This is a genomic window from Streptomyces sp. CMB-StM0423, from assembly GCF_002847285.1.
Taxonomy (GTDB): domain Bacteria; phylum Actinomycetota; class Actinomycetes; order Streptomycetales; family Streptomycetaceae; genus Streptomyces.
The window spans coordinates 4,422,877-4,448,976 of sequence record NZ_CP025407.1 but is presented as its reverse complement, the minus strand read 5'-3'; the positions used below and the strand labels follow the sequence as shown (position 1 = coordinate 4,448,976).

Annotated in this window: 27 protein-coding genes and 1 pseudogene; 11 read left to right on the top strand and 17 right to left on the bottom strand. The window is 74.2% G+C overall.

The window, feature by feature from the left end; genetic code table 11:
• The first annotated feature begins 1 nt into the window (after window position 1).
• Genes CXR04_RS19475 through CXR04_RS19460 form a run of 4 tightly spaced genes read left to right on the top strand, consistent with a single transcriptional unit; the run spans window position 2 to window position 3,419 of the window.
• Window positions 2–1,288, top strand: a complete 1,287-nt coding sequence (locus CXR04_RS19475; RefSeq protein ID WP_159072350.1) for a beta-ketoacyl-[acyl-carrier-protein] synthase family protein — start codon at window positions 2–4, stop codon at window positions 1,286–1,288.
• Entirely contained in the window at window positions 1,285–2,637 is a 1,353-nt protein-coding gene (locus CXR04_RS19470) for a beta-ketoacyl synthase N-terminal-like domain-containing protein (RefSeq protein WP_442802389.1), read from the top strand. The genes CXR04_RS19475 and CXR04_RS19470 overlap by 4 nt, the downstream gene beginning before the upstream one ends.
• A 52-nt stretch (window positions 2,638–2,689) precedes the next feature.
• Window positions 2,690–2,941, top strand: coding sequence for an acyl carrier protein (locus CXR04_RS19465; protein ID WP_234380328.1), 252 nt, complete (start codon window positions 2,690–2,692; stop codon window positions 2,939–2,941).
• A 1-nt stretch (window position 2,942) separates the two neighbouring features.
• The gene (locus tag CXR04_RS19460) at window positions 2,943–3,419 is read left to right on the top strand and encodes an SRPBCC family protein (RefSeq protein WP_101423638.1); all 477 of its coding nucleotides are present in this window, start codon (window positions 2,943–2,945) and stop codon (window positions 3,417–3,419) included.
• Between the two features lie 23 nt (window positions 3,420–3,442).
• Here CXR04_RS19460 and CXR04_RS19455 read toward each other — a convergent pair whose 3' ends face one another.
• From CXR04_RS19455 to CXR04_RS19445, 3 genes are read right to left on the bottom strand one after another with little or no spacing between them, the layout of a single operon-like run.
• Entirely contained in the window at window positions 3,443–4,126 is a 684-nt protein-coding gene (locus tag CXR04_RS19455; RefSeq protein WP_101423637.1) for a CE1759 family FMN reductase, read from the bottom strand.
• A complete protein-coding gene (locus CXR04_RS19450) occupies window positions 4,123–4,605 on the bottom strand; it encodes a MarR family winged helix-turn-helix transcriptional regulator (protein WP_234380327.1) in 483 nt (160 codons plus the stop codon). Before CXR04_RS19450 ends, CXR04_RS19455 begins: the two co-directional genes overlap by 4 nt.
• The gene (locus CXR04_RS19445; RefSeq protein WP_101423635.1) at window positions 4,605–5,792 is read right to left on the bottom strand and encodes a CE1758 family FMN-dependent luciferase-like monooxygenase; all 1,188 of its coding nucleotides are present in this window, start codon (window positions 5,790–5,792) and stop codon (window positions 4,605–4,607) included. Before CXR04_RS19445 ends, CXR04_RS19450 begins: the two co-directional genes overlap by 1 nt.
• Window positions 5,793–6,115: 323 nt before the next feature.
• Here CXR04_RS19445 and CXR04_RS19440 point away from each other — a divergent pair, with 323 nt between their 5' ends.
• Entirely contained in the window at window positions 6,116–6,337 is a 222-nt protein-coding gene (locus CXR04_RS19440; RefSeq protein WP_101423634.1) for a hypothetical protein, read from the top strand.
• A 114-nt stretch (window positions 6,338–6,451) separates the two neighbouring features.
• Here the strand turns inward: CXR04_RS19440 and CXR04_RS19435 are convergent, their stop codons facing one another.
• From CXR04_RS19435 to CXR04_RS19425, 3 genes are all read right to left on the bottom strand, one after another.
• Window positions 6,452–6,655 carry a cold-shock protein gene (locus tag CXR04_RS19435; protein WP_047016605.1) on the bottom strand — a complete coding sequence of 68 codons (204 nt, stop codon included), beginning with the start codon at window positions 6,653–6,655 and terminating at the stop codon, window positions 6,452–6,454.
• 208 nt (window positions 6,656–6,863) lie between these two features.
• Window positions 6,864–8,054 carry an ATP-binding protein gene (locus CXR04_RS19430; RefSeq protein WP_101423633.1) on the bottom strand — a complete coding sequence of 397 codons (1,191 nt, stop codon included), beginning with the start codon at window positions 8,052–8,054 and terminating at the stop codon, window positions 6,864–6,866.
• Complete coding sequence (locus CXR04_RS19425; protein ID WP_101423632.1) at window positions 8,045–8,707, bottom strand: response regulator transcription factor; 663 nt, start codon at window positions 8,705–8,707, stop codon at window positions 8,045–8,047. Before CXR04_RS19425 ends, CXR04_RS19430 begins: the two co-directional genes overlap by 10 nt.
• A 577-nt stretch (window positions 8,708–9,284) precedes the next feature.
• On the opposite strand from CXR04_RS19425, the gene CXR04_RS36020 reads away from it, so the two are divergent.
• Entirely contained in the window at window positions 9,285–10,121 is an 837-nt protein-coding gene (locus CXR04_RS36020; protein WP_234380326.1) for an FtsX-like permease family protein, read from the top strand.
• A gap of 6 nt (window positions 10,122–10,127) precedes the next feature.
• A complete protein-coding gene (locus CXR04_RS19410) occupies window positions 10,128–10,847 on the top strand; it encodes an ABC transporter ATP-binding protein (protein ID WP_101423629.1) in 720 nt (239 codons plus the stop codon).
• Window positions 10,848–10,860: 13 nt separating this feature from the next.
• Here CXR04_RS19410 and CXR04_RS19405 read toward each other — a convergent pair whose 3' ends face one another.
• From CXR04_RS19405 to CXR04_RS19380, 6 genes are all read right to left on the bottom strand, one after another.
• A complete protein-coding gene (locus tag CXR04_RS19405; RefSeq protein ID WP_101423628.1) occupies window positions 10,861–11,817 on the bottom strand; it encodes a hypothetical protein in 957 nt (318 codons plus the stop codon).
• Entirely contained in the window at window positions 11,814–12,914 is a 1,101-nt protein-coding gene (locus CXR04_RS19400; RefSeq protein WP_101423627.1) for a protein phosphatase 2C domain-containing protein, read from the bottom strand. Before CXR04_RS19400 ends, CXR04_RS19405 begins: the two co-directional genes overlap by 4 nt.
• Before the next feature lie 25 nt (window positions 12,915–12,939).
• On the bottom strand, window positions 12,940–13,605 hold the full coding sequence (locus CXR04_RS19395; RefSeq protein WP_101423626.1) for a vWA domain-containing protein: 666 nt from the start codon (window positions 13,603–13,605) through the stop codon (window positions 12,940–12,942).
• A 39-nt stretch (window positions 13,606–13,644) separates the two neighbouring features.
• On the bottom strand, window positions 13,645–14,139 hold the full coding sequence (locus tag CXR04_RS19390; RefSeq protein WP_101423625.1) for a hypothetical protein: 495 nt from the start codon (window positions 14,137–14,139) through the stop codon (window positions 13,645–13,647).
• Window positions 14,136–15,422, bottom strand: a complete 1,287-nt coding sequence (locus CXR04_RS19385) for a methyl-accepting chemotaxis protein (protein ID WP_234380325.1) — start codon at window positions 15,420–15,422, stop codon at window positions 14,136–14,138. The genes CXR04_RS19390 and CXR04_RS19385 overlap by 4 nt, the downstream gene beginning before the upstream one ends.
• A 190-nt stretch (window positions 15,423–15,612) precedes the next feature.
• Window positions 15,613–15,888, bottom strand: a complete 276-nt coding sequence (locus CXR04_RS19380) for a hypothetical protein (RefSeq protein WP_234380324.1) — start codon at window positions 15,886–15,888, stop codon at window positions 15,613–15,615.
• Window positions 15,889–16,027: 139 nt separating this feature from the next.
• Here CXR04_RS19380 and CXR04_RS19375 point away from each other — a divergent pair, with 139 nt between their 5' ends.
• Together CXR04_RS19375 and CXR04_RS19370 are read left to right on the top strand one after the other, a co-directional pair.
• Window positions 16,028–17,071, top strand: a complete 1,044-nt coding sequence (locus CXR04_RS19375; RefSeq protein ID WP_101423624.1) for a DUF5685 family protein — start codon at window positions 16,028–16,030, stop codon at window positions 17,069–17,071.
• A gap of 23 nt (window positions 17,072–17,094) precedes the next feature.
• Window positions 17,095–17,580 carry a hypothetical protein gene (locus CXR04_RS19370; protein WP_101423623.1) on the top strand — a complete coding sequence of 162 codons (486 nt, stop codon included), beginning with the start codon at window positions 17,095–17,097 and terminating at the stop codon, window positions 17,578–17,580.
• Between the two features lie 36 nt (window positions 17,581–17,616).
• On the opposite strand, the gene CXR04_RS19365 is transcribed toward CXR04_RS19370, so the two are convergent.
• The 3 genes from CXR04_RS19365 to CXR04_RS19355 all read right to left on the bottom strand — a co-directional run bounded on the left by CXR04_RS19365 (window position 17,617) and on the right by CXR04_RS19355 (window position 19,431).
• Entirely contained in the window at window positions 17,617–18,240 is a 624-nt protein-coding gene (locus tag CXR04_RS19365) for a DUF305 domain-containing protein (protein WP_101423622.1), read from the bottom strand.
• A 133-nt stretch (window positions 18,241–18,373) separates the two neighbouring features.
• On the bottom strand, window positions 18,374–18,940 hold the full coding sequence (locus CXR04_RS19360; protein WP_199850491.1) for a DUF6153 family protein: 567 nt from the start codon (window positions 18,938–18,940) through the stop codon (window positions 18,374–18,376).
• A gap of 77 nt (window positions 18,941–19,017) precedes the next feature.
• Complete coding sequence (locus CXR04_RS19355) at window positions 19,018–19,431, bottom strand: ArsR/SmtB family transcription factor (protein WP_101423621.1); 414 nt, start codon at window positions 19,429–19,431, stop codon at window positions 19,018–19,020.
• Between the two features lie 100 nt (window positions 19,432–19,531).
• On the opposite strand from CXR04_RS19355, the gene CXR04_RS19350 reads away from it, so the two are divergent.
• Entirely contained in the window at window positions 19,532–21,553 is a 2,022-nt protein-coding gene (locus CXR04_RS19350) for a heavy metal translocating P-type ATPase (RefSeq protein WP_101423620.1), read from the top strand.
• 16 nt (window positions 21,554–21,569) lie between these two features.
• Here CXR04_RS19350 and CXR04_RS19345 read toward each other — a convergent pair whose 3' ends face one another.
• Entirely contained in the window at window positions 21,570–22,826 is a 1,257-nt protein-coding gene (locus CXR04_RS19345; protein WP_234380323.1) for an MFS transporter, read from the bottom strand.
• 2,627 nt (window positions 22,827–25,453) lie between these two features.
• Window positions 25,454–25,639, bottom strand: a pseudogene (locus CXR04_RS19340) (helix-turn-helix domain-containing protein); the annotation flags it as partial.
• A gap of 2 nt (window positions 25,640–25,641) precedes the next feature.
• Here CXR04_RS19340 and CXR04_RS19335 point away from each other — a divergent pair.
• Window positions 25,642–26,031, top strand: coding sequence for an ATP-binding protein (locus tag CXR04_RS19335; protein WP_199850651.1), 390 nt, complete (start codon window positions 25,642–25,644; stop codon window positions 26,029–26,031).
• Window positions 26,032–26,100: the final 69 nt, after the last annotated feature.

The following is a 26,100-nucleotide window of genomic DNA, read 5'->3' as shown; positions in this document are numbered from 1 at the left end:
CATGGACGAGCACGCGGAGAAACGCGCGGTGATCACCGGCATCGGCGTACGGGCCCCGGGCGGTGTGGGGACGGAGGCGTTCTGGGACCTGCTGGTCTCCGGGCGCACCGCGACGCGCACGATGACCCTGATCGATCCCGCCCCGTTCCGGTCCCGCGTCGCCGCGGAGATCGACTTCGACCCGGCGGCGGAGGGCCTTTCGCCCGCGGAGGCGGAGACGTACGACAGGGCGACGCAGCTCGCCCTCGCGGCGACCCGGGAGGCGGTGCGCGGCAGCGGGCTGGACACCGCCGCGACGGACCCCGGGCGGATCGGCGTCAGCATCGGCACCGCCGTGGGCTGCACCACCAGCCTCGACCTGGACTACCAGCGCGTCAGCGACAACGGCGCCCACTGGCTGGTCGACCACACACGGTCGGCGGAGCAGGTCTTCGACTACTTCATCCCGTCCTCCATCGGCCGCGACGTCGCCTGGGAGACGGGCGCGGAGGGCCCGGTCACCGTGATCTCCACGGGCTGCACCTCGGGCCTCGACGCCGTGGGGTACGGGGCCGGCCTCATCCGCAGCGGGCGGGCGGACGTGGTCGTCTGCGGCGCGACCGACGCCCCCATCTCCCCCATCACCGTGGCCTGCTTCGACGCGATCAAGGCGACCTCGGCGAACAACGACGACCCGGCGCACGCGTCCCGGCCCTTCGACCGGCAGCGCGACGGCTTCGTCCTGGGCGAGGGGGCGGCGGTGTTCGTCATGGAGGAGCTGACGGCCGCGCACCGCCGCGGGGCCCGCGTGTACGCCGAGGTCCGCGGCTTCGCGACGCGTTCGAACGCGTACCACATGACGGGTCTGACCCGGGACGGCCGGGAGATGGCCGAGGCGATCCGGGCCGCCATGCGGCAGGCGCGCTGCACCGGCGACGACCTCGGCTACATCAACGCCCACGGCTCCGGCACGCGGCAGAACGACCGGCACGAGACGGCTGCGTTCAAGCGGAGCCTGGGCATGCGCGCGTACGAGGTGCCGGTCAGCTCCATCAAGTCGATGATCGGGCACTCGCTCGGCGCGATCGGCTCGCTGGAGCTGGCGGCCTGCGCGCTGGCCATCGAGTACGGCGTGATCCCGCCCACCGCGAACTACGCGAATCCCGACCCCGAGTGCGATCTGGACTACGTGCCCAACGTGGCGCGGGAGCAGCGGGTGGACACCGTGCTCAGCGTCGGCAGCGGCTTCGGCGGCTTCCAGAGCGCGGCGGTGCTCGCCCGGCCGCCGGCGAGGGCGGCGGCGCCGTGACGGTGGCGGCCGGCGCGGCGACGGCCGCGGCCCGGGGGACCACCGCCGGGGGCACCGGCACCGCGCCGACCGGCGCCGTCGTGACCGGAGTCGGCGTCGTCGCGCCCAACGGCATCGGCACCGCCGAGTACTGGGCGGCGACCCTCGCCGGCGCGAGCGGCATCGGCGTCATCCAGCGCTTCGACGCGCGCGCCTACCCCGTGCGGGTCGGCGGGGAGGTGCTCGACTTCGACGCCGACGCCCTGCTGTCGCAGCGCATGCTGCCGCAGACCGACCGCATGACGCGCTACGCGCTGGCCGCCGCCGACTGGGCGCTGGCGGACGCCGGGCTGGTGCCGGGGAACTTGAGCACCGGCGCCCCCGGCGCATCCGGCCCCGGCCCCGGCCCCGGCCCCGGCGCCGGCGGTCTCGGGGAGTACGACCTGGGCGTGCTGACGGCCGGCGCGTGCGGCGGCTTCGAGTTCGGCCAGCGGGAGTTGCAGAAGCTCTGGGGAACAGGACCCGAACGGGTCAGCACCTACCAGTCGTTCGCCTGGTTCTATGCGGTCAACACCGGCCAGGTCTCCATCCGCCACGGTCTGCGGGGCCACAGCTCGGTCTTCGTCTCCGAGCAGGCCGGCGCCCTCGACGCCGCGGCCCACACCGCGCACCTGCTGCGTACGGGCACCCTCGGCGCCGCGCTGACCGGCGGCTTCGACGCCCCGCTCTGCCCGTGGGGCCTGGCCGTCCAGCTCCCCACCGGACTGCTCAGCACCTCCCCCGACCCGGAGCGCGCCTATCTGCCCTTCGACACCGACGCGGCGGGCTACGCGGCCGGCGAGGGCGGGGCGCTCCTGGTGGTCGAGCGGGAGGACACGGCGCTGCGCCGGAAGGCCGCCGGGATCTACGGGCGGATCGCCGGGCACGCCTCGACATTCGACCCCCGGCCCGGCTCCGGCCGGCCCCCGGCGCTGGCGGCGGCGATCACAGGGGCGCTGCGCGAGGCGCGGCTGGACCCGGCGGACGTCGACGTGGTCTTCGCCGACGCCCTCGGCGTACCGGCCGCCGACCGGGCGGAAGCGGAGGCGCTGGTACGGGTCTTCGGCCCGGAGGCCGTCCCCGTCACCGCGCCGAAGACGCTGACCGGCCGGCTCTACGCGGGCGGCGCGGCCCTGGACGTGGCGACGGCCCTGCTGTCCATACGCGACTCGGTCATCCCGCCGACCGCCGGCACCCGCTCCCCCGCCCCCGGCCTCGGCATCGACCTGGTGCTGGGCGGGCCCCGCGAGACGCCGGTGCGCCACGCGCTGGTCGTCGCCCGCGGGGCCGGCGGCTTCAACTCGGCGCTGGTCCTCAGCCGTTACGGCTGACCGCGGCCCCCGCCCGTACCGGACACACCACACCACCCCAAGGAGGTCACCCGTGTCCGAATTCACCCTCTCGCACCTCGTCGCACTGATCAGAGACTGCGCGGGAGAGTCCGACGTGACCGATCTGAACGGCGACATCGCCGACATGGCCTTCGACGAACTCGGCTACGACTCGCTCGCCCTGCTGGAACTCTCCGCCCGCATCAAGCAGACCCTCGGCGTCGACGTCGCGGAAAGCGACATGCGCACCCCCGGGGGCACGCTCCGGCTCATCAACGAAGCAGTCTCCGGAAGGGAAGCCTGACATGGGAGCGCGCACCGAACACGCCATCGTGATCGACGCCCCGGTCGACCTCGTGTGGACCATGACCAACGACGTCGAGACCTGGCCCGCCCTCTTCGCCGGCTACGCCGAGACGGAAATCCTCCGGACCACGGACGACGGCATCGACTTCCGGATCAAGACGTGCCCGGACGCGAACGGGCGGGTGTGGGAATGGGTGTCCCACCGCGCCCCCGACCGGGAATCCCTCACGGTCGAGGCGTACCGGATCGAGACGGGCCCCTTCGTCTACATGAAGCTGCACTGGACCTACAGCGTGACCGGCGTGGGCACCGAGATGCGCTGGGTGCAGGAATTCGACATGAAGGAAGGCGCCCCGTACGACAACGCCCAGATGACCGCGCATCTCAACGAGATGTCGCAGATCAACATGGGCCGCATCAAGGAGATCGTCGAAACGGAACACCGCACCCGCCAGGAGGGCGCCCCCGCCGGCTGAGCCGGCGGGGCCGGGGCGGCGGGTCAGGGGGAGGACGAGCCACCGGTGGCCAGGCGCATCAGGTCGGTGGTGAAGTCGACGTCCGCCACGCTCTGGTCGGAGCGGGTGGCCTGGCCGGCGAACCGGTGCTGGTAGCCGGTCCAGTTGTCGTCGGCGATCTGGCGGGGCGCGTCCGTACGCAGCAGGACGGCCAGTTCGCCCACCGCCCGGCCGATCCGCTTGCCCAGCTCCGGAGAGCCCCAGTCCTCCGGGGCCGCGTACAGCGACGTGGGGACCGGCAGGGCACGGAGGAAGGCGAAGAGGGGGCGGAGCTGGTCGTCGGTGACCATCGCGTGCCTGGCGGTGCCGCCGGTGGCCGCGAGGATCACCGGCACGGCGATGAGCAGGTCGTTGTCGATCAGGTCGGCGAACGACTTGAACAGGCCGCTGATCCCTGCCTTGTAGACCGGCGTGGCCGCGATCACCGCGTCGGCCTCCGCCAGCCGCGAGATCGCGTCGCTCACCGCCTCGGTGGGGAAGCCGGAGACGAGGGAGCGCGCGATCCCGGTGGCCAGCGGCCCGAGGTCGAGCATCGTGACGGTGGCCGGGATGCCGGCCTCGCCCAGGGTGTCGATGCTCTGCTGCGCGATCCGGCCGGCCAGCCGGCGGGTCGACGACTCCTCGCTGACACCGGCGTTGACGACGACGATCTTCCGCTCCGTGCTCATGCCGGCCTCCTTCGCTGTGATCGGGCGGGTTGGGAAGCGGGGCGGGGGCTGGCGGCGATCAGGGCGTCCGTCAGCTCCCGCAGGGTTTCCATGGCCTGCGGGTCCAGGGCGCGCGTCATCACCTCGCGGACCTGCCGCGCGTGGGCGCGGCCCAGGCTGCGGTACGTCTCGCGGCCCTGGGCCGTGAGCGCGACGCGGCAGGCGCGGGCGTCGTCGGGGTCGTCGCGGCGTTCGACGTACCCCCGGGTCTCCAGCCGGGCGACCAGGCGCGAGACGCCGGCCTGGGTCAGCAGCGCGTCCTCCATCAGCTCGGTGATCCGGCGCCCGTCGTCCGAGCCGGACAGGGCGTGCAGGACGGCGTACTCGCGCGGGAGCACGTCGCCCCAGTCGCCGGTGTACTCGAACTCGCGGGCGATCGTGGCCTGGGCCCGTAGCAGCGACTCCCAGGCCGCGACCGCGATCTGCGTGGTGTTCGCCATCACTGCACCACGGGGAACTTCGCCCGCACCTTCGGGTCGCCGTCCTGGTACGGCATGGTGCCGGACAGGTTGTCGCCGCGGTTGGGGTTCGGCCGCGGCCGGCGCGGTTCGGCGTCCCCGTACTTGGCGGTGACGAGCGACTCGTGCGTCGGCGCGTCCGGCACGCCCTCCGCCCGGCGCGACTCCAGCTCCTTGCGCAGGACCGGCACGACCTCGGTGCCCAGCAGTTCCACCTGCTCCAGCGCCGTCTCGACCGGCAGCGCGAGGCCGTCGAGCGCGAACAACTGCCGCTGGTAGTCGCCGAAGCCCTCCTGGAAGGTGAGGACCTTGTCGATGACCTCCTGCGGGCTGCCCACGGTCAGCGGGGTGGCGGCCATGTGGTCTTCGAGCCGGGACCCGCGGAACATCGCGTAGTTCTCGAAGTACGGGCGGAAGCGCTCCACCGCGTCCTGCGACCGCGCGGCGATGAAGGACATCCCGCCCAGGCCGACGATGGCCTGCTCGGGCGTGCCGTGCTCGTAGTGTGCGTACCGCTGCCGGTAGAGGTCGACCAGCCGCTTGAAGTGGAAGTTCGGCGCCAGGATGTGGTTGGCGAAGAACCCGTTCCCGTAGTACGCGGCCTGCTCGGCGATCTCCGGCGAGCGGATGGAGCCGTGCCAGACGAACGGCGGTACGTCGTCCAGCGGCCGCGGCGTGGCGGTGAAGCCCTGCAGCGGGGTGCGGTACTGGCCCTCCCAGTCGACGACGTCCTCGCGCCACAGCCGGTGCAGCAGGTTGTAGTTCTCCAGCGCGAGACCGACGCCCTCGCGGATGTCCTTCCCGAACCACGGATAGACCGGCACGGTGTTGCCGCGCCCCACCATCAGGTCCAGCCGCCCCTTCGCGACGTGCTGGAGCATGGCGTAGTCCTCGGCGATCTTCACCGGGTCGTTCGTGGTCATCAGCGTGACCGAGGTGCTGAGCATGATGCGCTGCGTCTGCGCGGCGATGTACCCCAGGAGGGTCGGCGGGGACGACGGGATGAAGGGGGGGTTGTGGTGCTCGCCCAGCGCGAACACGTCGAGCCCCACCTCGTCGGCCCGCTTCGCGACCCGGACGATGTTGTCGATCCGCTCGGCCTCGCTGTAGGTGCGGCCGGTCAGCGGGTCGGGTGCGATGTCGCCGACGCTGAAGATCCCGAACTGCATGATCCTCTCCTCTTCGCTCTGCGCGTCCGCCTGGGCGCGTACACCCTCAACAACATGACTGGTCATGTATTCCCGGGGGCGGAAGGGGGCGGGCAGCCCGCGGCGGGTCGGGAGCCCGAGGTGTCGAGCTGCCGCGAGGGATCGCCGAGGCTCGTCGTACGTCCCGGAGGGACGGTCAACGGCGGATGACGGGACGACCACCGGGTTCGTCGCTCAGAACCCTCGTCCGAGCGCCGTGCGGGCGTCCGCCGCACGGCGCGGATGCAGACGGATCACGTACGGACGGGACGCGGGTGGCCTCGGCAGCCCATACTGGGCTTCCGATGAAAAAAGCATCCGCGCCTCGGCGCCACCTGCCCACCAGCCCCTTCGACGCGCCCGTCGCCCCCGCGGTCAAGGACTTCGCACCGGGCGACAAGGTCTCACACGACCGGTACGGCCTGGGCACGATCGTCGCCGCCGAGAACGGCGTCGCGATGCTCGTCGACTTCGGCTCGTGCCAAGTCCGGGTCACCGCTCCGTACGATCACATGGAAAAACTCTGACTGCACGCAGTTGAGCGGGCCGGGGACCCCGTACCGGGACCGCGTACCGCACAGCAAGGGGCCGTGCCCTGCGGCACGGCCCCTTGTGCTGCGGCTTGCGCCGCGTCATCCGGATCAGACGATGCGGATGTTCTCCGCCTGGAGGCCCTTCTGGCCCTGAACGACGTCGAACTCCACCTGCTGGCCCTCGACCAGCTCACGGAAGCCCTGCGCGTCGATGTTGGAGTGGTGGGCGAAGACGTCGGCGCCGCCGCCGTCCTGGGCGATGAATCCGAAGCCCTTTTCGCTGTTGAACCACTTCACGGTTCCGTTTGCCATGGCTTGTGTCTCCTTCTTGGGGGCATACCGGGGACATACGTGTGCATGATCCCGCGTCGCCGCGATGAATTCCCGATCCGGAGCAAGCACCGAAAAACAAAAATGCGCCCGAGGTCAAAGCCGGCAGGCGCACGCACAATGCATGGGAACCACAACTGCAACTTATCCAGAATAACACAGGCCGTCCGGACGGCCGCAGCCGTCCGGATCAGGGCGGCGGAGGGAGGCGGAGGGTGACCGTCAGGCCACCCGACGGGGCCGGGGCGGCGGTCAGGTCGGCGGCGTGGGCCTCGGCGATGGAGGCGGCGATGGCCAGGCCCAGGCCGTGGCCCGGGGTGGGGGCCGTGCGGTCGGGGGTGAGGCGGCGGAAGGGCTCGAAGAGCGCCGGGATCTTGCCGGCGGGGACGGGCGGGCCGGTGTTGGCCACCGTCACGGTGCGGTCCTCGATGCGTACGCGGACGTGCCCGCCCGCGTGGTTGTACTGGACCGCGTTGCGGACGACGTTGGTCAGCAGGTGCCGCAGCAGGACGCGGTCCCCCCGTACGAGCGCGGCGTCCGCCGCCTCGACGGTGAGGTCGACCCGCCGCTCCCCGGCCGCGGCGGCGAGGTCCGCGGCGACCAGGCGGGTCGTGGCGGTGAGGTCCACCCGTTCGGTCTCGTCCAGGCCACGGTCGCTGCGGGCGAGCAGCAGCAGGGCGTCGACCAGTCGCTCCGCCTCGCGGTTGGTGGCGAGCAGGTCGGCGCGTACCTCCGCGAGGGGCTCCGGCAGCGGGTCGGCGAGGCCGACCTGGAGGCTGGTGCGCTGGGCGGCGAGGGGCGTCTTGAGTTCGTGGGAGGCGTTGGCGACGAAGCGCCGCTGGCTCTCGAAGGCGCGCTCCAGGCCGTCGAGCATGGCGTCGAAGGTGTCGGCGAGGCGGTGCAGCTCGTCGTCGGGACCGGTCAGGGCCAGCCGCTGGTGCAGGTTCTGCTCGCTGATGCGGCGCGCGGCCGCCGTCATGGACGCGACGGGACGCAGCGCCCGGCCCGCCAGCCACCAGCCGAGGAACCCGGCCAGCAGCGCCAGGACCAGGACGCCGACCGCGGACCAGACGACCATCTGCCGCAGCGCGGTGTCCTGGACGGCCTGGACGGTCTCCTCCATCTTCCTGATCTCAAGGGAGTCGCCGGGTGCCCCCCGCCCGGAGGCGTACGTGGGGAGTGCGCCCGTGATCGGCCGGTCCGCGGTCGGGTGGTACGAGATGTCCAGGCCGTCGACCTTCTCGGCCGTCCCGTGCCGGGCGAGGACCACGACGAAGGCCAGCAGGCCGGTGCCGGTGAGCAGGAAGAGGCCGGTGATCGCCGCGGTGAGACGGGCCCGGAACGGCAGCCGGCGCAGCAGCGCGCGGGGGTTCAGCCGCACAGCCGGTAGCCCTCCCCGGTGTCGGCGGCGATCATGCCGCCCCCGCCGAGCTTGCCGCGCAGCCGGCTGACGGTGGCGCGGACGGCGCTGGTGCGCGGGTCGAGGTGCTCGTCCCAGACGGTACGGACGAGGGTGGCGTGCGGCACCGGTGCGCCCCCGGCCCGTAGCAGGAGGTGCAGCACCGCGAACTCCCGGGGCGTCAGGTCCACGGGCCGGCCGTGCGCGTGGACGCGGTGCCGGACCGGGTCCAGGACGATGCCCGCGAACTCCAGCGTGCCGGGCGCCGGCTTGTGCGCCCTGCGGCTCAGGGTGCGTACCCGCGCGACGAGTTCGGCGAAGTCGAAGGGCTTGGCGAGGTAGTCGTCGGCGCCGAGCGCGGTCAGCCCGTAGACCTTGTCGGTGACCTCGCCCGCGGCCGTCAGCATCAGGATCCGCGGCGGGTCCTCGGCCGCGCGCAGCCGCCGGCACACCTCGTCGCCGCTCAGGCCCGGCAGGTCGCGGTCGAGGATCAGCACGTCGTACTCGGTGAGCAGGCACATCGCTTCGGCCTCGTCGCCGGCGTGGGCGACGTCCACCGCCATGGCCTGCCGGCGCAGGCCGGTGGCGAGGGTGCGGGCCAGGATGCGGTGGTCCTCCGCTACCAGGACTCTCATCGCCCCATCGAACCAGGACGGCGATTGCAGCCGCGTAAGTGCGCTTATGCCGCTGTCACGCACTTATCCGGCTGCAAGCACCCGGCTGCTTTCGTCTCCCCCATGAACTTCGTCAAGCGGGCCGGGATGTCGCTGGCGGCCCGGAAGTCCAGGACCGCGGTGCTGCTGGGGATCTTCGCCGTCATCTGCACGCTGCTGCTCGGCGGCTTCCTGCTCCGGTCCGCCGCCGACCGCCGGGAGGCGGACGCGCAGCGGGACATCGGCGTGGACGTGACGGTGCTGAAGGAGGGCCTGCACGTGGCCCGCGCGGACCGGCTCGGCGCGGCGGACGTCGTACACCGCCACAACCTCCAGGTGCCGGTACGGGCCGGGGCGGACGGCTTCGCCCCGCTGGCGCCGGGCGAGCCGGGCGGGGGCACCGGCGGACTCCCGCTGGCGGTCACCGGGATACACGACTCGGGGCTGCTGCTCCCCTTCTCGTACGGCTCCGTCCGGATCACCTCGGGGCGGGGGATCACGCCCGATCGAGGAGCGGCTGGCCCGTACGAACGACCTCAAGGCCGGCGACGAGATCGAGGTGACCGGCAACGACGAGAAGACCACCGCCGTCTTCACCGTCGCCGGCGTCTTCCGCGACCCCCGCCCCACCGACGAGCCGGAACCGGAGCACCTGATCAGCCCGGCGAACATGGTCTACGGGACCGTCGGCGGCATCGGCTCCCTCGGCGCCGGCGGCGGGCGCCCGCAGGTCACCAAGGCGACGTTCCTCCTGGACGGCGCCGAGGAGCAGGCCGCGTTCACCAGCGGGGCGAAGCGCGTCGCGGGCGCCGCGCTCGACGGCTTCCGGCTGGACGCCAACGACCAGGCCGTCCGGCAGATGACCGGCCCGCTGGGGAGCATCCGCACCACCGCCACCGTCGCGATGTGGCTCATCGGCCTCGCCGGTGTCGCCGTGCTCGCCCTGCTGGTCAACCTGGCCGTCAGGCAGCGCCGTACGGAGTACGGCGTGCTGCTGGGCATCGGCGAGAAGAAGTGGAAGCTCGTCGCCCAGCAGTCCCTGGAGATCGCCGCCGTCGCGCTCGTCGCCGTCGGCCTGGGCGCACTGCTCGCGCCGGGCCTGACCCAGAGCGCCGGGCAGAGCCTGCTGGGCAGGGAAGCCGCGTCCGCCCAGCGGGAGATCGACGCCTGGGAGCCCCCGGCCCCCGGCAGCACCGGGATCGACGAGGGCGCGAGCCCCGGCGACCGGCCCGTGGACGGCGCCGAGCCCATCGACCGGATTGCCGTGGCGCTCGACCCGGCGGACCTCGCCGTCGTCGGCGGCGCCGGGCTCGGCATCGCGCTGCTGGCCACCGCGATCCCCGCCGCGTCCGTGCTGAGCCTCAGCCCCCGCACCATCCTCACGAAAGGCAAGTGACCCGCCATGACCGCCCGTACGGCACCCGCCGGCGACCCCGCCCCGCTGCTCCGCCTCGCGGGCGTCTCCCACACCTACTCGGGCCAGCGGCGCAGGACCACGGTCCTCAGGAACGTCGACTACACGTTCCACCGCGGCACGTTCTACGCCATCCTCGGCCCCTCGGGCAGCGGCAAGACCACCCTGCTCAGCCTCGCCAGCGGCCTCGACGCCCCCACCGCGGGCACCGTCAGCTTCGCCGGCCGGGACCTCGCCGACATCGGCCTCGGCCGCTACCGCAACAAGCACGCCGCCACCGTCTTCCAGCAGTTCAACCTGCTCACCTACATGACCGCGCTGCAGAACGTCACCACGGCCATGGAGATCACCGGAGCCAGGCCCGCCCACGGCAGCCGCCGGGCCCACGCCCTGGACCTGCTCGCCCACCTCGGCCTGGACGCGGACACGGCGACCCGCAACGTGCTCCGCCTCTCCGGCGGCCAGCAGCAGCGCGTGGCCATCGCCCGCGCCCTCGCCTGCGACGTCGACATCCTCTTCGCCGACGAGCCCACCGGGAACCTCGACGAGGACACCGCCCGGGGCATCGTCGGCACCTTCGCCGACCTGGCGCACACGCGCGGCACCTGCGTCGTGGTCGTCACGCACTCCGCGCAGCTCGCGGCCCGCGCCGACCACGTCCTGACGCTGCGCAAGGGCAGGCTGACGGAACAGCAGCACACACCCTGAGGAGGGTGGCCGCTCAGTCCCGCGGCGGCCGCAGCGGGATCGTGCCGCGGTCCCGGACGCCGTCCAGCATCGCGAGGTTCACCGGCGGCCGGGGGGCGGGGGTGGCGGCGGTGAGGCGGATGACGTCGCGGCCGACGAGGGCGGTGCGCCACTCGGCGAGGGTGGGGCGGGTGCCGTACGCGCCGGCGGCCTGGGCGTAGCGGTCGCGTACGGCCGCTTCCTGGCGCTCGTCCAGCTCGCCTGCGACCAGGGGGAGTTTCCGCCCGGGGGCGGTGTACGCGTCCCGGGCGAGGATGCGGCCCGCGGCGAGCGCGGCCTTGTAGCGGTCGCTGTCCACGGTGGCGGAGCCGACCGGGGCCAGCGGGTCGCCCCAGTCGGGGGTGTCGGCCTGGGCGAGGACGGGGGCGCGTCCCGCGACCCGGAAGCCGTCGCAGTCCAGCAGGTAGACGGCGGGCCCGGGGCGTACGGTCCACAGGATGTTGGCCTGCGAGACGTCGCCGAGCACCAGCCCCCACCCGTGCAGCCGCTCGACCAGCTCGACCAGCGCCAGCGCGAGTTCCCGGCGCTGGCCTGCCGCGGGCTGGGCGATGCTCTGCCAGGATGGCTTCGGCTCGCGCAGCAGGAACTGCAACTCGGTGAGCTTCGCCGCGCCGTTGGGAGCCTGCCACGTCATCGTCGCCGGGGCCCGGTGCATCAGGAAGCCGACCGCGCGCCCGCCGTCCACCACCCGGCACAGCGGCCACGCGGCGCGCGCGTCCAGATGCGCGCGCTCCTCCGGCGGCAGTGCGCGGTGTACGCCGACGAGCGCGGCCAGCGCCTTGCCGTCGGCCTCGTGCGGCGCGCGGTAGCTCTTGTAGAGCAGGCCGGGGAGGTCCCGTAGCGCGTGCACCTCGCCCTGGCCGCCGTCGCCGATCTTGCCGTCGGAGGCCAGGGAGGCCAGCGGCACGTCCGTACCGTCGTCGGCGGTCACCCGATGCCCTCCCAGAGACAGATGAGCGTGCGGTCGTCGTCGTAGGACTTCAGCCGGGTCTGCGCGTGCCAGAGGAAGTCCGAGGGCTGCGGTACGGCGGCGGTGTGCCCCCACTGCTCCGCCACGTGCTCGCGGAACTCCTTCTCGCCGGCGAGCGGTCCGGAGAACCCGTCCGTGCACAGCACCAGCACGTCCCCGGGCTCGGACGGCTCCAGGAGGCGGGCGCTGACCTGCTGGTACGCGTCCGGGAGGGCGGCGGTGCCGGTGTCGATGACGCCGCCGGGGCCGGTGGTGGCCGCAGGGCGGTCCAGGTCCCACCAACTGCGGTCGCGCAGCCGGAACAGGCCGCCGTCGCCGACCCCGAGGAAGCCGCGTACCCGGACGGCGGGGTCGAGCGGGACGACCAGGGCGCGGAACGTGGTGGCGTACGCGGCCGGGGGCGCGTCGATCGACGCCCGCAGCTCCGCCGCGGCCGCGGCGACCGCCCGCTCCGCCAGGGCGACGAACCCCGTGCCGTCCCCGGCGCGCAGCGCATCGGCCAACGCCGCGGCGGCCCCGTCGAGTTGCCGGGCGACACAGCCGACGGCGGCGTGCGCGCCGCGGTGGGACAGCGGCGCGGAGCCGACCCCGTCGGCGACCGCGAGCAGCAGCAGCCCGTCGCTGCCGGCGAAGTCCTGCAGCCCGGCCCCGCCCCCGTCGCCCGCCGGGCCGAGCCGGGTCACGCCGAGCGCGTCCTGCCGGCACTCCGCCCGCCACCGGTGGGAGTCGCCCCGTACGGACGCGGCCCGGACGGTCAGCGGCCCCAACTCGGCGCCGTCGACGACGCTGTCGGGCACCACGGCGGCGAGCAGGTCACCGTCGCGTACGGCGGGCAGGCCCAGGGGCCGCGGCGGGTAACTCGGCGGCCGCCCGGCGTGCTCGGGCACGCCGCGGTCGGCCTCTGGCGGGGGCGCCTGGTGACGGGGCTGGATGATGGCGCGCCTGATCTCGGGCGGGAGCCCTTCGAGCAGTCCGTCGCTGCCTGTGTCGCTGCCTCCGTCGCTGCGCGTGCCGTGGGTGAGCGGCGTACCGCCCTCCGGCGGTGTCTGACGGTCCATGGTGACGGTCCGAACCTCCCCCGCGTCAGAGCTTGTCCAGCGCGACCGTCTGGAACCCGGGCACCGTGTCGTCCACGGCGAGCGTGAAGTCGCCGCGGCCGTCCGCGGAGATGCTGCTCGCCGAGCGCACGATGGACCGGGTCAGGCTCGCCGCGAACTCACGCAGCGCGGCGGCGGGCGAGATGGCGGAGTCCTGCTGCATGAACGCGCGGAAGTTGGCGACCCGGCTGATCGTGGCGGTGTCCGCCTCGCCGATGCCGAACGCGATGATCTTGGGGCAGTAGCGCGACTCGGTCAGCTCCCGCAGCGTCTCCTCCCACCCGTCGTCGGTGGGCACCCCGTCGGAGAGGAAGAACGCCACCGGCCGGTAGACCTCGTGGCCCTCGGCCTTCAGGTCGGTCACGTCCGTCTCGATGCACGCCTGGAGGACCCGGAACGCCTGCCCGTACGACGTGACTCCCCCGGCGGCGAGCGCGGGCAGGTCGCTCAGCTCGCTGAGGTCCACCAGCGGCTGGAGCACCTTGGCGTCGTCGGAGAAGCCGATGAGGGCGAAGCGCGTCTTGTCGGCCACCGTGGGGTTGGTGCTGATCTCCTGGTGCAGGTCGGGCAGCGCGTTGTTGATGGCCTCGATGGGCGCGCCGCTCATCGAGCCCGACTCGTCGCACACCAGGTAGAAGGGCAGGATCTGCACGGGCGTTTCCTCTGGTTCAGCGTGGCCGTGGGGTCGGCGTCAGTAGGTGTAGAAGTAGATCTCCAGGTCCGCGCGCCCGCCGCCGCCCCTGAGCAGCACGAAGTCGCGGGTGGTCGCGCCGCGGAACATCCGCGGGCGGGCCTCGCCGAGCAGGGAGTTGATACGGCCCGCGTAGGCGACGCCGGCCCCGGCGTCCTGGTGGTGGCCGAAGGTGAGCACGATGGCGGCCTGGCGGCCCTCGTACTTCGCGGTGGCCTTGCGGAGCTGCTGGACGATGCGCGTACGGTCCGAGGAGTCGGCCTCCAGCGCGATCTTCACCGGCTTGCGCTCCACGGCCCGCGGCCCCGACGGGCTGGGCGACGGCTTCGGCGATTCGGCGCCGGGGGACGAGGCGCCGGGCGCGGGCTGCCGGGCGGCGGCGGGATCGCCCTGGTCGCCCATGGCGATGAGGGCAAGCACCAGCAGCACGTCGGCGAAGAGCCAGCCGGCGAGGTGTAACGGGTGCAGCCGCCCGGACCGGCGCCCGGACCTCACGGCGCGCCCCCGCCCGCCGGGTCGGCGGCCTTCGGCCGGTCGGCGGGCTCGTCGTCGTGAACGCCGGGCCACCCCGGCGCCGAGGGCACGAGATCCGCTACGGGCGCGGGCGCGGCCCGTACCGCCGAGTCCCGTACCTCCGTGGCCCGTACCGAAGTCGCCAGTTCGGTGACGCTCTCCGCCATCGCGTGCAGCGCGTCCGTCTGCTCGGCGATCCGGCGGGCCGTGTCCTGCGCCGCGGTGACCGCCAGCGCCGACTGCTCCGCGACCTCCCCGAGCCGCGTCAGGGTCTGCGCGGTGACGTCCGCCGCCACCTCGGTGCTGGTCGTGAACGACCGCTGGGACGCGGCCAGGACGGTGACCGCGTCCTCGACCCGCTCGCCGGCCCGGTCGAGCCGGTCGCGGATCTCGCCGTTGACCTCGCGTACGTCGCCGAGCGCGCCGTTCATCCGCGCCCCGCTGTCGAGCACCGCCTTCGCGACGCCCGCGGCGGCCTGCTCCAGCGGCGCCACCGCGGCGTCGACGCCGGCGAGCCGGCGTTCCGCACCGCGTACGGCCGCGCCGACCTGCTCGGACGCCTTCGTCAGCCGCTCCTGCGTCGAAACGGCCTTGCTGGTCAGCCGGTTGAGGTTGGCGGCGGACTTGCCCAGCTCCGCGGCGAAGCGCGCCGGGGAGCCCAGCCGCTCCTCGTTGAGCAGGAGCTGGGCGCGGGTGAGCACGGGCAGCAGCCGGGCGAGGAGCTGCTCTCCGTCGTGGCGCGCCTGCTCCTCCGCACGGTCGGCGGCGGCCCGGCCCCAGCCGTGCAGCAGCGCGAGGAGCAGCAGGCAGGCGATGACCGCAGTGGCCGAGGCGACCACATGCCCGAAGGTGAACCAGCCGGTGAGGTGCCCCTCGAAGCCGGTCTGCCAGAGCTGGAGGAAGGGGCGTTCCGCCTGCTTGGGCTCGGCCTGGGTCAGCGCGTCGTACGCGCTGGAGGCCCTGGTCAGACCGAACCAGGTGAGCAGCAGCGGCACGAACACCAGGGCGCCGAGGGCCGCTTCCACCCAGGCGAGGTAGCGCGGCTGCGGTGGCGGGCGCAGCGCCTCGTGCACCGACTCGGGGCGGGCGTACGCCGCGATCAGGTCCAGCTCCGTCCACGGCTCCAGGTCGCTGGTGCCGATGCCCCGCAGCGCGTCGGCGAGGGCGGTGAGTTCGTCACGCCGGGAAGCGAGCCCGGGTTCCGCGGCGAGGTCCGTGAGGTGCGCGGCGACACCGTGACGATCCCCCAGAGCCCCTAACGGCATGCATCAACCCCCCAGTCGACGACAGGGAAGCCTGCCGTCGCCGCGCACTCGCCGCGGCCGGCCCCGGAACTCCCCCCCACCAGCCGCGGAGTCACCCGCGGCACCTGCGGGGATGCTAGCGCAGCGGCCCGTGCCCGGCCGGTCACTCTGGGGGATCCGGTACAGAGCTGCGACACGCGGGCGGACGCGCTCAGGTACCCGGGCCCTCGAAGTGGGCGGCGGTCCCGGCGTCCGCGGGGTGGTACGACTCGATGGCGACCTCGGCCAGCGTGATGTCCACCGGCGTGCCGCACGTGGTGATCGTGGAGAACAGCCGCAGCTCCCGCCCGGCCACGCGGAGGATCACCGGGATCACGACGTCGGACGCGACCGCGGGGCCCGGGGCGGGCGGCGCGTGGTAGAACGCCTCGACCGCCTGGGGATCCGTGCCGATCCGGCGGACCGCCCCAGCCGAGCTGCTGACCATGTGTGATCCCTTCAACCCCTGCCTACATCACGCACTTGGCCGGCGGGCCCCACAGCGTTACCGCGCGTCACCGCGGGCGAACCGTGCCGCGCGTAGCCTCGTCCTCCACTGGACACGTGGACCGTGGGAGGGGAGACGCATGTTCGGCATCATTCGGCCGTGCCGCTGCCGGCTGCCGAAGGGGCTCGCGAAGGAGTGGCTGGGGCACCTCTGCGGGCTGTGCCTGGCGCTGCGCGGCCAGGGCGGGCAGGTCGCGCGGGCGGCCACCAACCACGACGGGCTGCTGATATCGGTGCTGTACGACGCGCAGGCCGCCCCGGCGGAGGGCAAGGCCGGCGGCGGCTGGCGCACCGCGGGCCCGTGCCCGCTGCGCCGGATGCGGCGGGCGGAGGTGGCGCACGGCGAGGGGGCGCAACTGGCGGCGGTGGTGTCGCTCCTGCTGGCCTCGGCGAAGATCCGCGACCACGTCGCCGACGGCGACGGGGCCCTGGCGCGGCCGGTGCTGGCCGCCCCGGCGCGGCGGATGGCCGGGGGCTGGGAGGCGGCCGGGGCCCGGGGCGGCGCCGGGCTGGGGTTCGACACCGGGGTGCTCGTCGAGGCGGTGGAGCGGCAGCGGGAGGTGGAGGCGCTGGCGGGGCCCGGCACGTCCCTGCTGGTGGTGACGGAGCCGACGGAACTGGCGACGGCGGCGGCGTTCGCACACACCGCGACGCTGGCGGGCCGGCCCGGGAACGCGGCGGCGCTGGAAGAGGCCGGCCGCCTCTTCGGCCGGGTCGCACACCTGCTGGACGCCGTACAGGACGCGGACGACGACCGCCGTACGGGCGCGTGGAACCCGATCACGGCGACGGCCACGCCCCCCGCCCGGGTCCGGCAGTTGTGCGACGACGCGACCCGCGGCGTCGCACTCGCCCTGGCGGACGCGGAGTTCACCGACGACCGGCTGGTCCGCGCCCTGCTGGTGGGCGAGCTGGAGCGGGCGGTCCGCCGCACCTTCGCCCACGCGGGCGGCCAGTTCGGCCCCCCGCCACCGGAGTTCGTACCGCTGGGGCAGGGAGCAGAGGGAGAGAAGGAGGAAGAGAAGGAGGAGAAGCACAGCAACTGCGACTGCGGCGGCTGCGACGGCTGTGGCTGCGACGGCGACTGCTGCGACTGCTGCGGTTGCTGCGACTGCAGTTGCTAGACCGGGGGACGGAGGGGTCTCGGGTGATCGATCCGCGCTGGGTGTTCGTCAGTGCCGTGCTCGGGATGGCGGGCAGTGTCCGGTACGCCTTCGCCATCGTGCGCGGCACCGTGCGGCCGAACCTCGTGACGTGGTCGCTGTGGGCTGCGGTGCCGCTGATCGCGTTCTCCGCGCAGCTCGACTCCGGTGTGGGGCTGCCGGCGGTGCAGACGCTGGTGGCGGGGGCCGGGCCGCTGGTGGTCGTGGTGACCGGGGTGTGCACCCGGCGGAACCTGGCGCGGCTCGGGGCCTTCGACCTCGCCTGCGCGGTCGCCGCCGGCGCCGCGCTCGGGGTGTGGCTGGGGCTCGGCGAGGCGGCGCCGGCCGTGGTGTTCGCCGTGGCGGCCGACGCGGCGGCGATCACCTCGTGGTCCCCCGCGGCCTGGGCGTTCGCGGCGTACGTCCTCACGCTGAGCGTCTCGCTCATCGCCATCGTGTCGGGCCGGCGGCGGGCGCTGCGGTACGCGTAGGGCGGGCACGGCGCCCGCCCTGCGCGCACACCGCGGTCAGACCTTGTCGAGCATCGACGTCATCGCGTCGATCTCGGCTTCCTGGGAGCTGATGATCTGCCCGGCCATCTCCTTCGCGGGCGCGTACGAACCGTCCGCCTGCTCGGTCTCGGCCATGGCGACGGCACCCTCGTGGTGCTCGATCATCATCTCCGTGAAGGCGGTGTCGAACGCGGCGCCCTTCGCCTTCTCCAGGGTCTCCATGTCCTCGGCGGACATCATGCCGCCGGCGGAGCCGTGCATGGAGTGGTCCATCCCGCCTTCCGCGGGGACCTCTTCGCCCCAGGAGGTGAGCCAGCCGGAGAGCGTCTCGATCTCCGGGTCCTGGGCCTTCTTGATGTCCGCGGCGAGCTTCTTCACCTCGTCGGACGCGGCCCGGTCGGGCGCGAGGTCGGCCATCTCCACGGCCTGGCGGTGGTGGGGGATCATCCCCTTCGCGAAGGTGACGTCGGCGTCGTTGTGCTCCTCCTGGGAGGCGGCGGGGCCGGACGCGGAAGCGCCGCTCTTGCCGTCGTCTCCCGACTCGTCGTCGTTGCCGCCGCAGGCGGCGAGGAGGAGGGCGACCGCGCCGGCGGTCGCCACCGCGGCGCCGCGGCGGAACAGGGAACGTGTGCGGATCATGACTGTGCAACTCCTTCGCGCGCGCCGGTGTGGGCGCGCGGAACGTACGGATGTCAGGGCATGCGGCAGCACGGCACGGGCCCTTCACAGGGCGGCGTACGAGGGTCGTACGGGGATGCCGTGCGGGCCGCCGCTATATCCGCAGGAGTTGCAGCTCGGCGAGATCCGGCGGCGCCCGGTCCGGCAGCCCGGCCGCGGACCCGGCTATCCGCACGGGCGCGGCGGCGGGAGCGCCGGGCAGGGCGTCGGCGAGGGCGGGCGGCGCGTACGCGGACGCCGTACCGGCGGCGGCACACGTACGGTCGGCGTGAGCGGGATGCCCGGAGCCCCCGTCGGTATGGGAGCAGGCGTCACCGGCGGGCGCGGCGACGGGGGTCTGTTCCACAGGCGCGTGGGACGCGGGGGACGCGGGGGTCTGAGCGGCCCGTACGTACGCCTCGGGGGCCTGCCCCGCCGGTACGTGCCCCGCGGTGGCCTCCTGCGCCCCGGCGGCCGGCAGAGGCGTCTGCGCCGTCATGGACGCCGGCGCCTTCGGCCCGCCGTGGCCGGACGCCATGGCCGTCGGCCGCTCCGCGGCCGGCGCACCGCCGGGTCCCAGCGCGTGCATGCCCAGCACGCCCGCCAGCACCGCGAGCACCAGCACCGCGAACAGCCGCCCGGCGGGGCGGTGGCGCGGTCCGATGCGGATGCTCCCGGTCATGCGGCCAGCGTACGCACCCCCACCGACAGCGCGGCGACCGGTCCGGGAAGCCCCCGCGCCCCGGGCACCACGCCGGGTCACCCCCGGGCCGCGGCCGACTCCTCGTCGAGCAGGTCGTCGCGCCCGGCGCCCGCGGGGGTGTCCGCGAGGCCGAGGCGCAGGTGCTCGGTGTGGTGGAGCGCCTGGTCGAGCAGTTCGGCGACGTGGTCGTCGTAGAGCGCGTAGACGATCGAGCGCCCGTGGCGGGTGCCGGTGACCAGGCCGAGGTTGCGCAGCAGCCGCAGTTGGTGGGAGCAGGCCGACTGTTCCATGCCCACCTCGGCGGCCAGCTCCGAGACCGGCAGCGGGCCCTCGCGCAGCCGGGCGAGGATCAGCAGCCGGGAGGGGGTGGCCAGGGCCTGGAGCGTGGCGGCCACCTTCTGCGCGGTGGCGGCGTCGAGGCGTACGCGCCCGCCGTCGCTCGCGCCGGGGGTGGCGGCTCCGTGACCCATGCCGTCATCGTACTCAGCCCATACATGAATACCTCTTCATGCATTCCTGTATGGTGAGGCGGTCACGCAGCTCCGCCATCCGCAGGGAGATCGCGCCGCGATGCCGCACACCCTCACGCAGCCGGACCCCCAGACCGCCCGGGCGACCCGGACTCCGGCCCCGGCCGCCGCCCCCCGCCGCCCCGGGCCCCTCGCCGTACCCGAGGCCCGCTGGGCGGCCGCGGCGCTCGCGCTGTTCCTCCTCGCCCTGCCGCTCGACCTCCTCGGCGCCCCCGCGTGGACCTGGGGGCCGCTGTACGCGCTGACGTACGCCACCGGCGGCTGGGAGCCCGGCTGGGCCGGACTGCGGGCGCTGAAGGACAAGACGCTCGACGTGGACCTGCTCATGGTCGTCGCCGCGCTGGGGGCCGCGGCCCTCGGGCAGTTCCTGGACGGCGGCCTGCTGATCGTCATCTTCGCCGCCTCCGGCGCGCTGGAGGCGATCGCGACCGCCCGCACCGCCGACTCCGTACGCGGCCTCCTCGACCTCGCCCCCGCCACCGCCGTCCGCCTGGCGGCCGACGGCACGGAAGAGGACGTACCGACCGGGCAGTTGCGGGTGGGCGACGTGATCCTCGTCCGGCCCGGGGCCCGTATCGGGGCGGACGGCCGGGTGCTCGACGGGGCGAGCGAAGCCGACCAGGCGACCATCACCGGCGAGCCGCTGCCGGTGCCCAAGGAGCCCGGCGACGAGGTGTTCGCCGGCACCCTGAACGGCACCGGCGCGCTGACCGTACGGGTCGGGCGCGACCCGGCGGATTCGGTGATCGCCCGGATCGTCGCCATGGTCGAGGAGGCGTCGCGGACCAAGGCGCCCACGCAGCTCTTCGTCGAGAAGATCGAACAGCGCTACTCGATCGGCATGGTGGCCGCCACGCTGGCGCTGTTCGCCGTGCCGCTGCTCCTCGGCGCGGAACTCCAGTCCACGCTGCTGCGGGCGATGACGTTCATGATCGTGGCGTCACCGTGCGCGGTGGTGCTGGCCACGATGCCGCCGCTGCTGTCCGCCATGGCCAACGCGGGACGGCACGGGGTGCTGGTCAAGTCCGCCGTGGTGATGGAGCAGTTGGGCCAGTCCGACCAGGCGGCGCTGGACAAGACCGGCACCCTGACGGAGGGCCGGCCGCACCTCACCGACGTACGGCCCCTCGACGGCTCGGGGATGACGGAGGACGACCTGCTCGCTCTCGCCGCGGCGGCCGAGCACCCCGCGGAACACCCCCTCGCCCGGGCCGTCGTGGCCGCCGCCCGCGACCGGGCGCTGCCCGTCGCGGCCGTACGGGACTTCGCCGCCGACCCCGGCCGCGGCGTGACCGCCACGGTCGCGGGCGCACGCGTCACGGTCGGCAGCCCGGCGGGACTGCGCGACCCGGACTCGGGCCGCGCGCCGGGCTCCCCGCCGGCAGCAGGAGCCGCCGCCCGGCAGGCGGTCGGCGAACTGGAGGGCGCGGGACGTACCGCCGTCGTCGTCACCCGCGACGGCACCCCCGTCGGCGTCCTCGGCATCGCCGACCGCGCCCGCCCCGACGCCTCCGGCACCGTCGCCGCCCTGGCGGCGCTCACCGGCGCGCCCCCGCTCCTGCTCACCGGCGACAACGCGCCCGCGGCGCACCGGCTGGCAGCCGGCGTGGGCATCGCCGCCGCCGACGTCCACGCGGGCCTGCTGCCGCAGGACAAGGCCGAGGCCGTACGCGGCCTGCAGTCCCGCGGCCGGCGGGTGCTGCTGGTCGGCGACGGCGTCAACGACGCTCCCGCCCTGGCCACCGCGCACACCGGCGTCGCCATGGGCCGCGCGGGCTCCGACCTCGCCCTGGAGACCGCCGACGCCGTCGTCGTACGCGACGAACTCGCCGCCGTCCCCGCCGTCGTCGCGCTCTCCCGCCGGGCCCGCCGCCTGGTCGTGCAGAACCTCGTCATCGCCGGGGTGTTCATCGCCGGCCTGGTGGTCTGGGACCTGGCCTGGCACCTGCCGCTGCCGCTGGGCGTCGCCGGGCACGAGGGCTCGACGGTGCTGGTCGGCCTCAACGGGCTGCGGCTGCTGCGCACCGCCGCGTGGCGGCGCGCGGCGGCGGAGGGCCGGTGAACCCGCGCCGCGGCGGCTAGCGTTCGACGCGCCGCAGGTTCCGTACCGCCGGGATGGCCAGGAGCAGGAGGCAGGTGAGCACGGCCATCGTGGCGGACACGAACAGCAGCGGCACCGTGCCCACCACCACCGCCAGCGGGCCTGCCGCCGCCTGGCCGACCGGCTTCATCACCAGTGATCCCGCCGCGTCGTACGCGTGCACCCGGCCGAGGACGTCCTGCGGGACGTGCGTCTGCACGCTGGTATGGAACATGACAATCCAGAAGGCGGCGCCGATACCGCTCACTCCGTAGCAGAGGGCGACCAGTGGCGCGGAGAGCCCGAGGGCGACGCCCAGCGGCATCAGCGCCCACAGCGTCATCGACAGCGCCCCGGCGCGCAGCGGGTGCCGCGGGCGGAGCCGGATCGCGACCAGCCCGCCCAGCACGCTGCCCGCCCCGAGGGACGACATGACCAGGCCGAACGTCGAGGCGCCGTAGTCGGTGACGAGGGTGCTGTTGCCGAGGGTGGTGGTGGGGCCCGCGCCGGCGAGCTGCCAGAGCATGAAGACGACGATGACGCTCCACAGCCAGGTGCGCGCCGAGAACTCCCGCCAGCCCTCGACCAGATCGGCCCGGAAGGAGGGCGCCCCTTCGCGCGCCGCCTTGCCGGGGCCCATGGGGACCGCGCGGAGGGCGAAGAGGCAGGCGCCGCTGACCGCGTACGTCACGGCGTCCAGGGCGACGACGGCGGCGGGCGAGGAGACGGCCAGCAGCAGCCCGGCGAGCGACGGGCCGAGCACGAGGGTGACCGACTCGGCGATGCGCAGGGTGGCGTTGGCCTTCTGTACGTCACGGGCGACGCGCGGCGTGATGCTGGCGACGCCGGGCTGGAAGAGCGCGCTGCCCGCGCCGACGAAGGCCAGCAGCACGAGGATCTGCCACAGCCGGGGCGTACCCACCAGGAAGAGCAGCGCGAGCGCCATCTGGAAGACCAGCCGCGCCGCGTCCGAGACGACCATCAGCCGCCGGGCGCCGAAGCGGTCGGAGAGCACGCCGCCGAAGATGATCAGCGCGGCGAACGGCGCGACGAGGGCGGCCAGGGCGTAACCGACGCCGCTCGGGCCGTAGCCGGCGCCGAGGACGGCGGCGGTGATGGCGACGGGGAGCATGGCGTCGCCGAGGAGGGAGGTGGTGCGGGCGGTGAAGAAGAGCCGGAAGTCGGACGTCCACAGCGGCGTTGGGGAAGCGGGATCCCCGGCTCGCAGCTCACGGGCCATCTCAGAACCAGCCACCACACCGCCCCAGGCACGCCGCCGACCCTTGCCGGACCACCACTCTTGCGTTGGGACGGGCGGGGGTCAACGGAATATGCGGGTGGGCGACTTGGGGGGCGGGGTCGGAACTGCTCCGGGGCGGCGGGTAGCGGGGCGGGCGGGGAGCCGGGGCGCGGGTCGCGCGGCGGGCGGGTGGCGCGGAGGGGTAGCCGTGCGCGGGCAGCGCGGCACGCGGGCTGGCGGAGGATCACCGGACTCTCGGCGGTGGTGGGTCGCGTGGGGGCGAGTGCGGTGGTGGTCGCGTAGGCGGTTGAGAGTGGACCGGGGCCGGGGCAGCGGAGCACGGCGGTGGCGGAGGCTGAGGCGGCTGAGACGGAGACGGGGGAGACGGAGACAGCGGAGACAGAGACGGCCTAGATGGAGGCAGGGGCGGCGGAGCCAGGGCCGAAGGCGGCGAAGTCGGGGCGAAGGAGGCGGAAGCGGCGGAGACGGGGGCGGGAGTTAGGGGCGGCGGAGGTCCGCCGGGCCCTCTTTCCGCATCCTGCTTCACCCTATTTCACCGGCTCAATCCTGCTTCACCGGTACATTTCACCCGCACACCCGCCCTAGGGTACGCCGCTCCTCTGACGACGCCGTGCTGTGCTGACCGCGGTGGCCGTGTGTGCGGGGCAGGGGCGGCGCGGGGGCGGTAGATGAGGTGCAGCCCGGTTCGGGGGGTACGGCGCCGGGCGGGCAGTGGTGCGTGGGGTGGGCCGGGTACGGGGGGGTACGGCGCCGGGCGGGCGGTGCCTCGTTAGGGGAGCCGGTGTACGGGGGTGGCGGTGAAGGGAGTAGGGCGTCGTTGGGGCTCCCCCCGGGCCACCCCACTCCTGAGTGTGCGGGCCTGCGTCCGCCGTCAAGGGCGCCCCTCTCCGCTTCGCTGCGAGGAGCGTCGCTTCGCGATGGGGCTTCGCCCCACCCTGGACTGCGGACTCCGGCCCGTGACAGACCGGCGGCTATGGGTGGCCCGGAGGGAGCGGGCACCCTAACGCTGCGCTACGGATCCCGTGCCCTGCGGACGGGGCAGCGGGCTGTCGGCAGCCGGGTCTTCCCCGATCCCCGATGTCCCCGGCGGACGGCGGCAGACCCACGGAGCCCGGCCGCCCCCCTCGCCGGTGTTCCCCGGCGGACGGGGGCGGGCGGCCGGGCACCGGGGTCTTCCCTGATCGCCGTTGCTCCGGCCCGGCGGAGGGAAGAGGCCAGTGACGAGCCGGGCCCGATCACCGATGCCCCGCCGGCCGGGGGCCGGGCCGCCGGGTGCCGGGTCTGTCCCCATCGCCGATTTCCCCGCCGGACGGGGAAGGGACCGGTGGCGGGCGGGCCCGATCGCGGATGGCCCCGCACGGACGGGGGCGGAAGCCGGAGACGGCTGCGCTCCATCGCGGGGTGCCCTGGTGGGCGGAGGCGGACCCACGGACCCGGGCTTTTCCTGATCGCCGATGCCCCCGGGGCAGACGTGGGCGGAAGCCGGGGGGGGTGGGGCCCTCGGACTCGACCGGGCGGTGCGTGCGTGCGGCGGGGCGAAACTCGGGCTCCGGGGTCCGATTCGGCCCGTACCCGGGGGTGTTACCGCGAGTTGCGGCCCAATCTCTCCGCTCCGAAGCCGCGACCGCGGCTGTCGGCCCTCGGAACGGCTGCCTGCACGCCGATGGGCGAAAGTCAGCCCGCGAGGGTGTTTTGCCCCAGTTCGGCGGGGCGTTACCGCGAGTTACGACCGGATTCTTCCGGCCGGACGCCCCGAACGGCGAAGGCAGGTCTCGGAATCGGCCGCGTGCGTGTTGATGGGCGAAAGTCGGCCCGTGGGGGCGGTTTGCACCGGTTTGCCGCTGGGCTTACTGCGAGTTCCGCCCGCTGGCGTTCAATCGGGGTGGCCTGGGCGGTGGTTGGCGTGGCTGGGTGGGCGAAAGTCGGCACCTGGGGGGCGATTCGGCCCGCATCCAGGGGTGTTACCGCGAGTTACAACCCGAATTCTCCGCCCCAGCGGTGCGGGCACGCCCCGGCGGGCATCACCGGGCGGATGCAAGTCCTGCGGCAGGCGTTGGGCCTTGCTTCCCCGGGTGCACGGGTTCTGGGCACTGGCGGGCGCGGAGTGTTGTGCGTCATCGCCGCCGGGGCCCGAGCCGGGCCCTCCGGGGAGCCGGCTGCCGTTCGAGGTGGGACCCGATGCTCCAAAACCCCCGTACGGGCTGCCCCCATCCCACACCGCCCACCCCGAAACGGCCCCCCCGACACGGCAGGCACTACCGTCCGCCAGGGCTCCGGCCCCGGCTTCCCCGGCCCGCCCCGGACCCCCCGTACCCGGCCCCACCCCTACGACGTACCAGCTCAGAACCGCGCCGCACCCGCACTGTCAGACCAGCCGCATACCCTTGGGTGGGCGTGAGGGGAGATGGGTCCCTGGGCGAATGGGCCCAGGTGTGAGGGGGAATGGGTCCGGGCGAAGACGCGCCCCCGGGCCCTCGGTCCTACCGCCCCCGGGCCCTCGGTCCTACCGCCCCCGCCCTCGGCCCTGCCGCCGCTCCGGCTCCGATCCGCGCCGGTGCGCGGATCGTCCGCGAGCGGGGCGGTCTCGCCGCGGCGGCGTCGGCCCCCGTCCGCCGGGGGCCGGCCAGGGTGCGCAGCCGCTCCGGGGTGATGGTGCGCTGGCCGAACTCCATGTTGGAGATTTTGCCGCTGTCGACCCCCAGCAATCCGGCGGCGTACGTGGCAGACATGCCGGCCGAGGTGCGGATCTTCCGTACCCCGCTCCCCAAGCGCTTCTGCCGCTCAGTCGGCGTGTTCCTGGCAGCCATGGCTGTTCCTCCATGCGCGGGGCAGAATTCTTTATGACGCCAGCAATTCAGCCCGCCGGGCCGTGCTCGACGCCCTGCCCCGCCCCCACCACCCCCGCCCCGGCGGCGATCTCCAGCTCCTCGTCTCCGAACTCGTCACCAACGCCGTACGCCACGGCGCCCACCCCGCCGAGGACCACCTCGTCGAACTCCTCCTCCGGCCCGCCGACGGCCACTACTGGCTCGCCGTCTCCGACCCCGGTCCCGGCACCCCCTCCCTCACCGCACCCGGCACGGCCGCCTGCGGCGGCCGTGGCCTCCTCGTCGATGCGCTCTCCGCCGCCTGGGCCGTCGTCCCCCGCCGCACCTGTGGCAAAGCCGTCGTCGCCGGGCTTCCGCTCGACGTCCGGTGACCACGGGCGGCCGGCAACGGCTTCCGGCCCCGGCGGCATGGGGGTACCGCCGGGGCCGGAGGGGGTGGG

Bases quoted from the DNA above. Each gene is read 5' to 3' on its own strand.
- CXR04_RS19475 (WP_159072350.1), top strand. From the start codon at position 2: ATGGACGAGCACGCGGAGAAACGCGCGGTGATCACCGGCATCGGCGTA.
- CXR04_RS19460 (WP_101423638.1), top strand. From the start codon at position 2,943: ATGGGAGCGCGCACCGAACACGCCATCGTGATCGACGCCCCGGTCGAC.
- CXR04_RS19455 (WP_101423637.1), bottom strand. From the start codon at position 4,126: ATGAGCACGGAGCGGAAGATCGTCGTCGTCAACGCCGGTGTCAGCGAG.
- CXR04_RS19450 (WP_234380327.1), bottom strand. From the start codon at position 4,605: ATGGCGAACACCACGCAGATCGCGGTCGCGGCCTGGGAGTCGCTGCTA.
- CXR04_RS19445 (WP_101423635.1), bottom strand. From the start codon at position 5,792: ATGCAGTTCGGGATCTTCAGCGTCGGCGACATCGCACCCGACCCGCTG.
- CXR04_RS19440 (WP_101423634.1), top strand. From the start codon at position 6,116: ATGAAAAAAGCATCCGCGCCTCGGCGCCACCTGCCCACCAGCCCCTTC.
- CXR04_RS19435 (WP_047016605.1), bottom strand. From the start codon at position 6,655: ATGGCAAACGGAACCGTGAAGTGGTTCAACAGCGAAAAGGGCTTCGGA.
- CXR04_RS19425 (WP_101423632.1), bottom strand. From the start codon at position 8,707: ATGAGAGTCCTGGTAGCGGAGGACCACCGCATCCTGGCCCGCACCCTC.
- CXR04_RS19410 (WP_101423629.1), top strand. From the start codon at position 10,128: ATGACCGCCCGTACGGCACCCGCCGGCGACCCCGCCCCGCTGCTCCGC.
- CXR04_RS19400 (WP_101423627.1), bottom strand. From the start codon at position 12,914: ATGGACCGTCAGACACCGCCGGAGGGCGGTACGCCGCTCACCCACGGC.
- CXR04_RS19385 (WP_234380325.1), bottom strand. From the start codon at position 15,422: ATGCCGTTAGGGGCTCTGGGGGATCGTCACGGTGTCGCCGCGCACCTC.
- CXR04_RS19380 (WP_234380324.1), bottom strand. From the start codon at position 15,888: ATGGTCAGCAGCTCGGCTGGGGCGGTCCGCCGGATCGGCACGGATCCC.
- CXR04_RS19375 (WP_101423624.1), top strand. From the start codon at position 16,028: ATGTTCGGCATCATTCGGCCGTGCCGCTGCCGGCTGCCGAAGGGGCTC.
- CXR04_RS19365 (WP_101423622.1), bottom strand. From the start codon at position 18,240: ATGATCCGCACACGTTCCCTGTTCCGCCGCGGCGCCGCGGTGGCGACC.
- CXR04_RS19360 (WP_199850491.1), bottom strand. From the start codon at position 18,940: ATGACCGGGAGCATCCGCATCGGACCGCGCCACCGCCCCGCCGGGCGG.
- CXR04_RS19355 (WP_101423621.1), bottom strand. From the start codon at position 19,431: ATGGGTCACGGAGCCGCCACCCCCGGCGCGAGCGACGGCGGGCGCGTA.
- CXR04_RS19350 (WP_101423620.1), top strand. From the start codon at position 19,532: ATGCCGCACACCCTCACGCAGCCGGACCCCCAGACCGCCCGGGCGACC.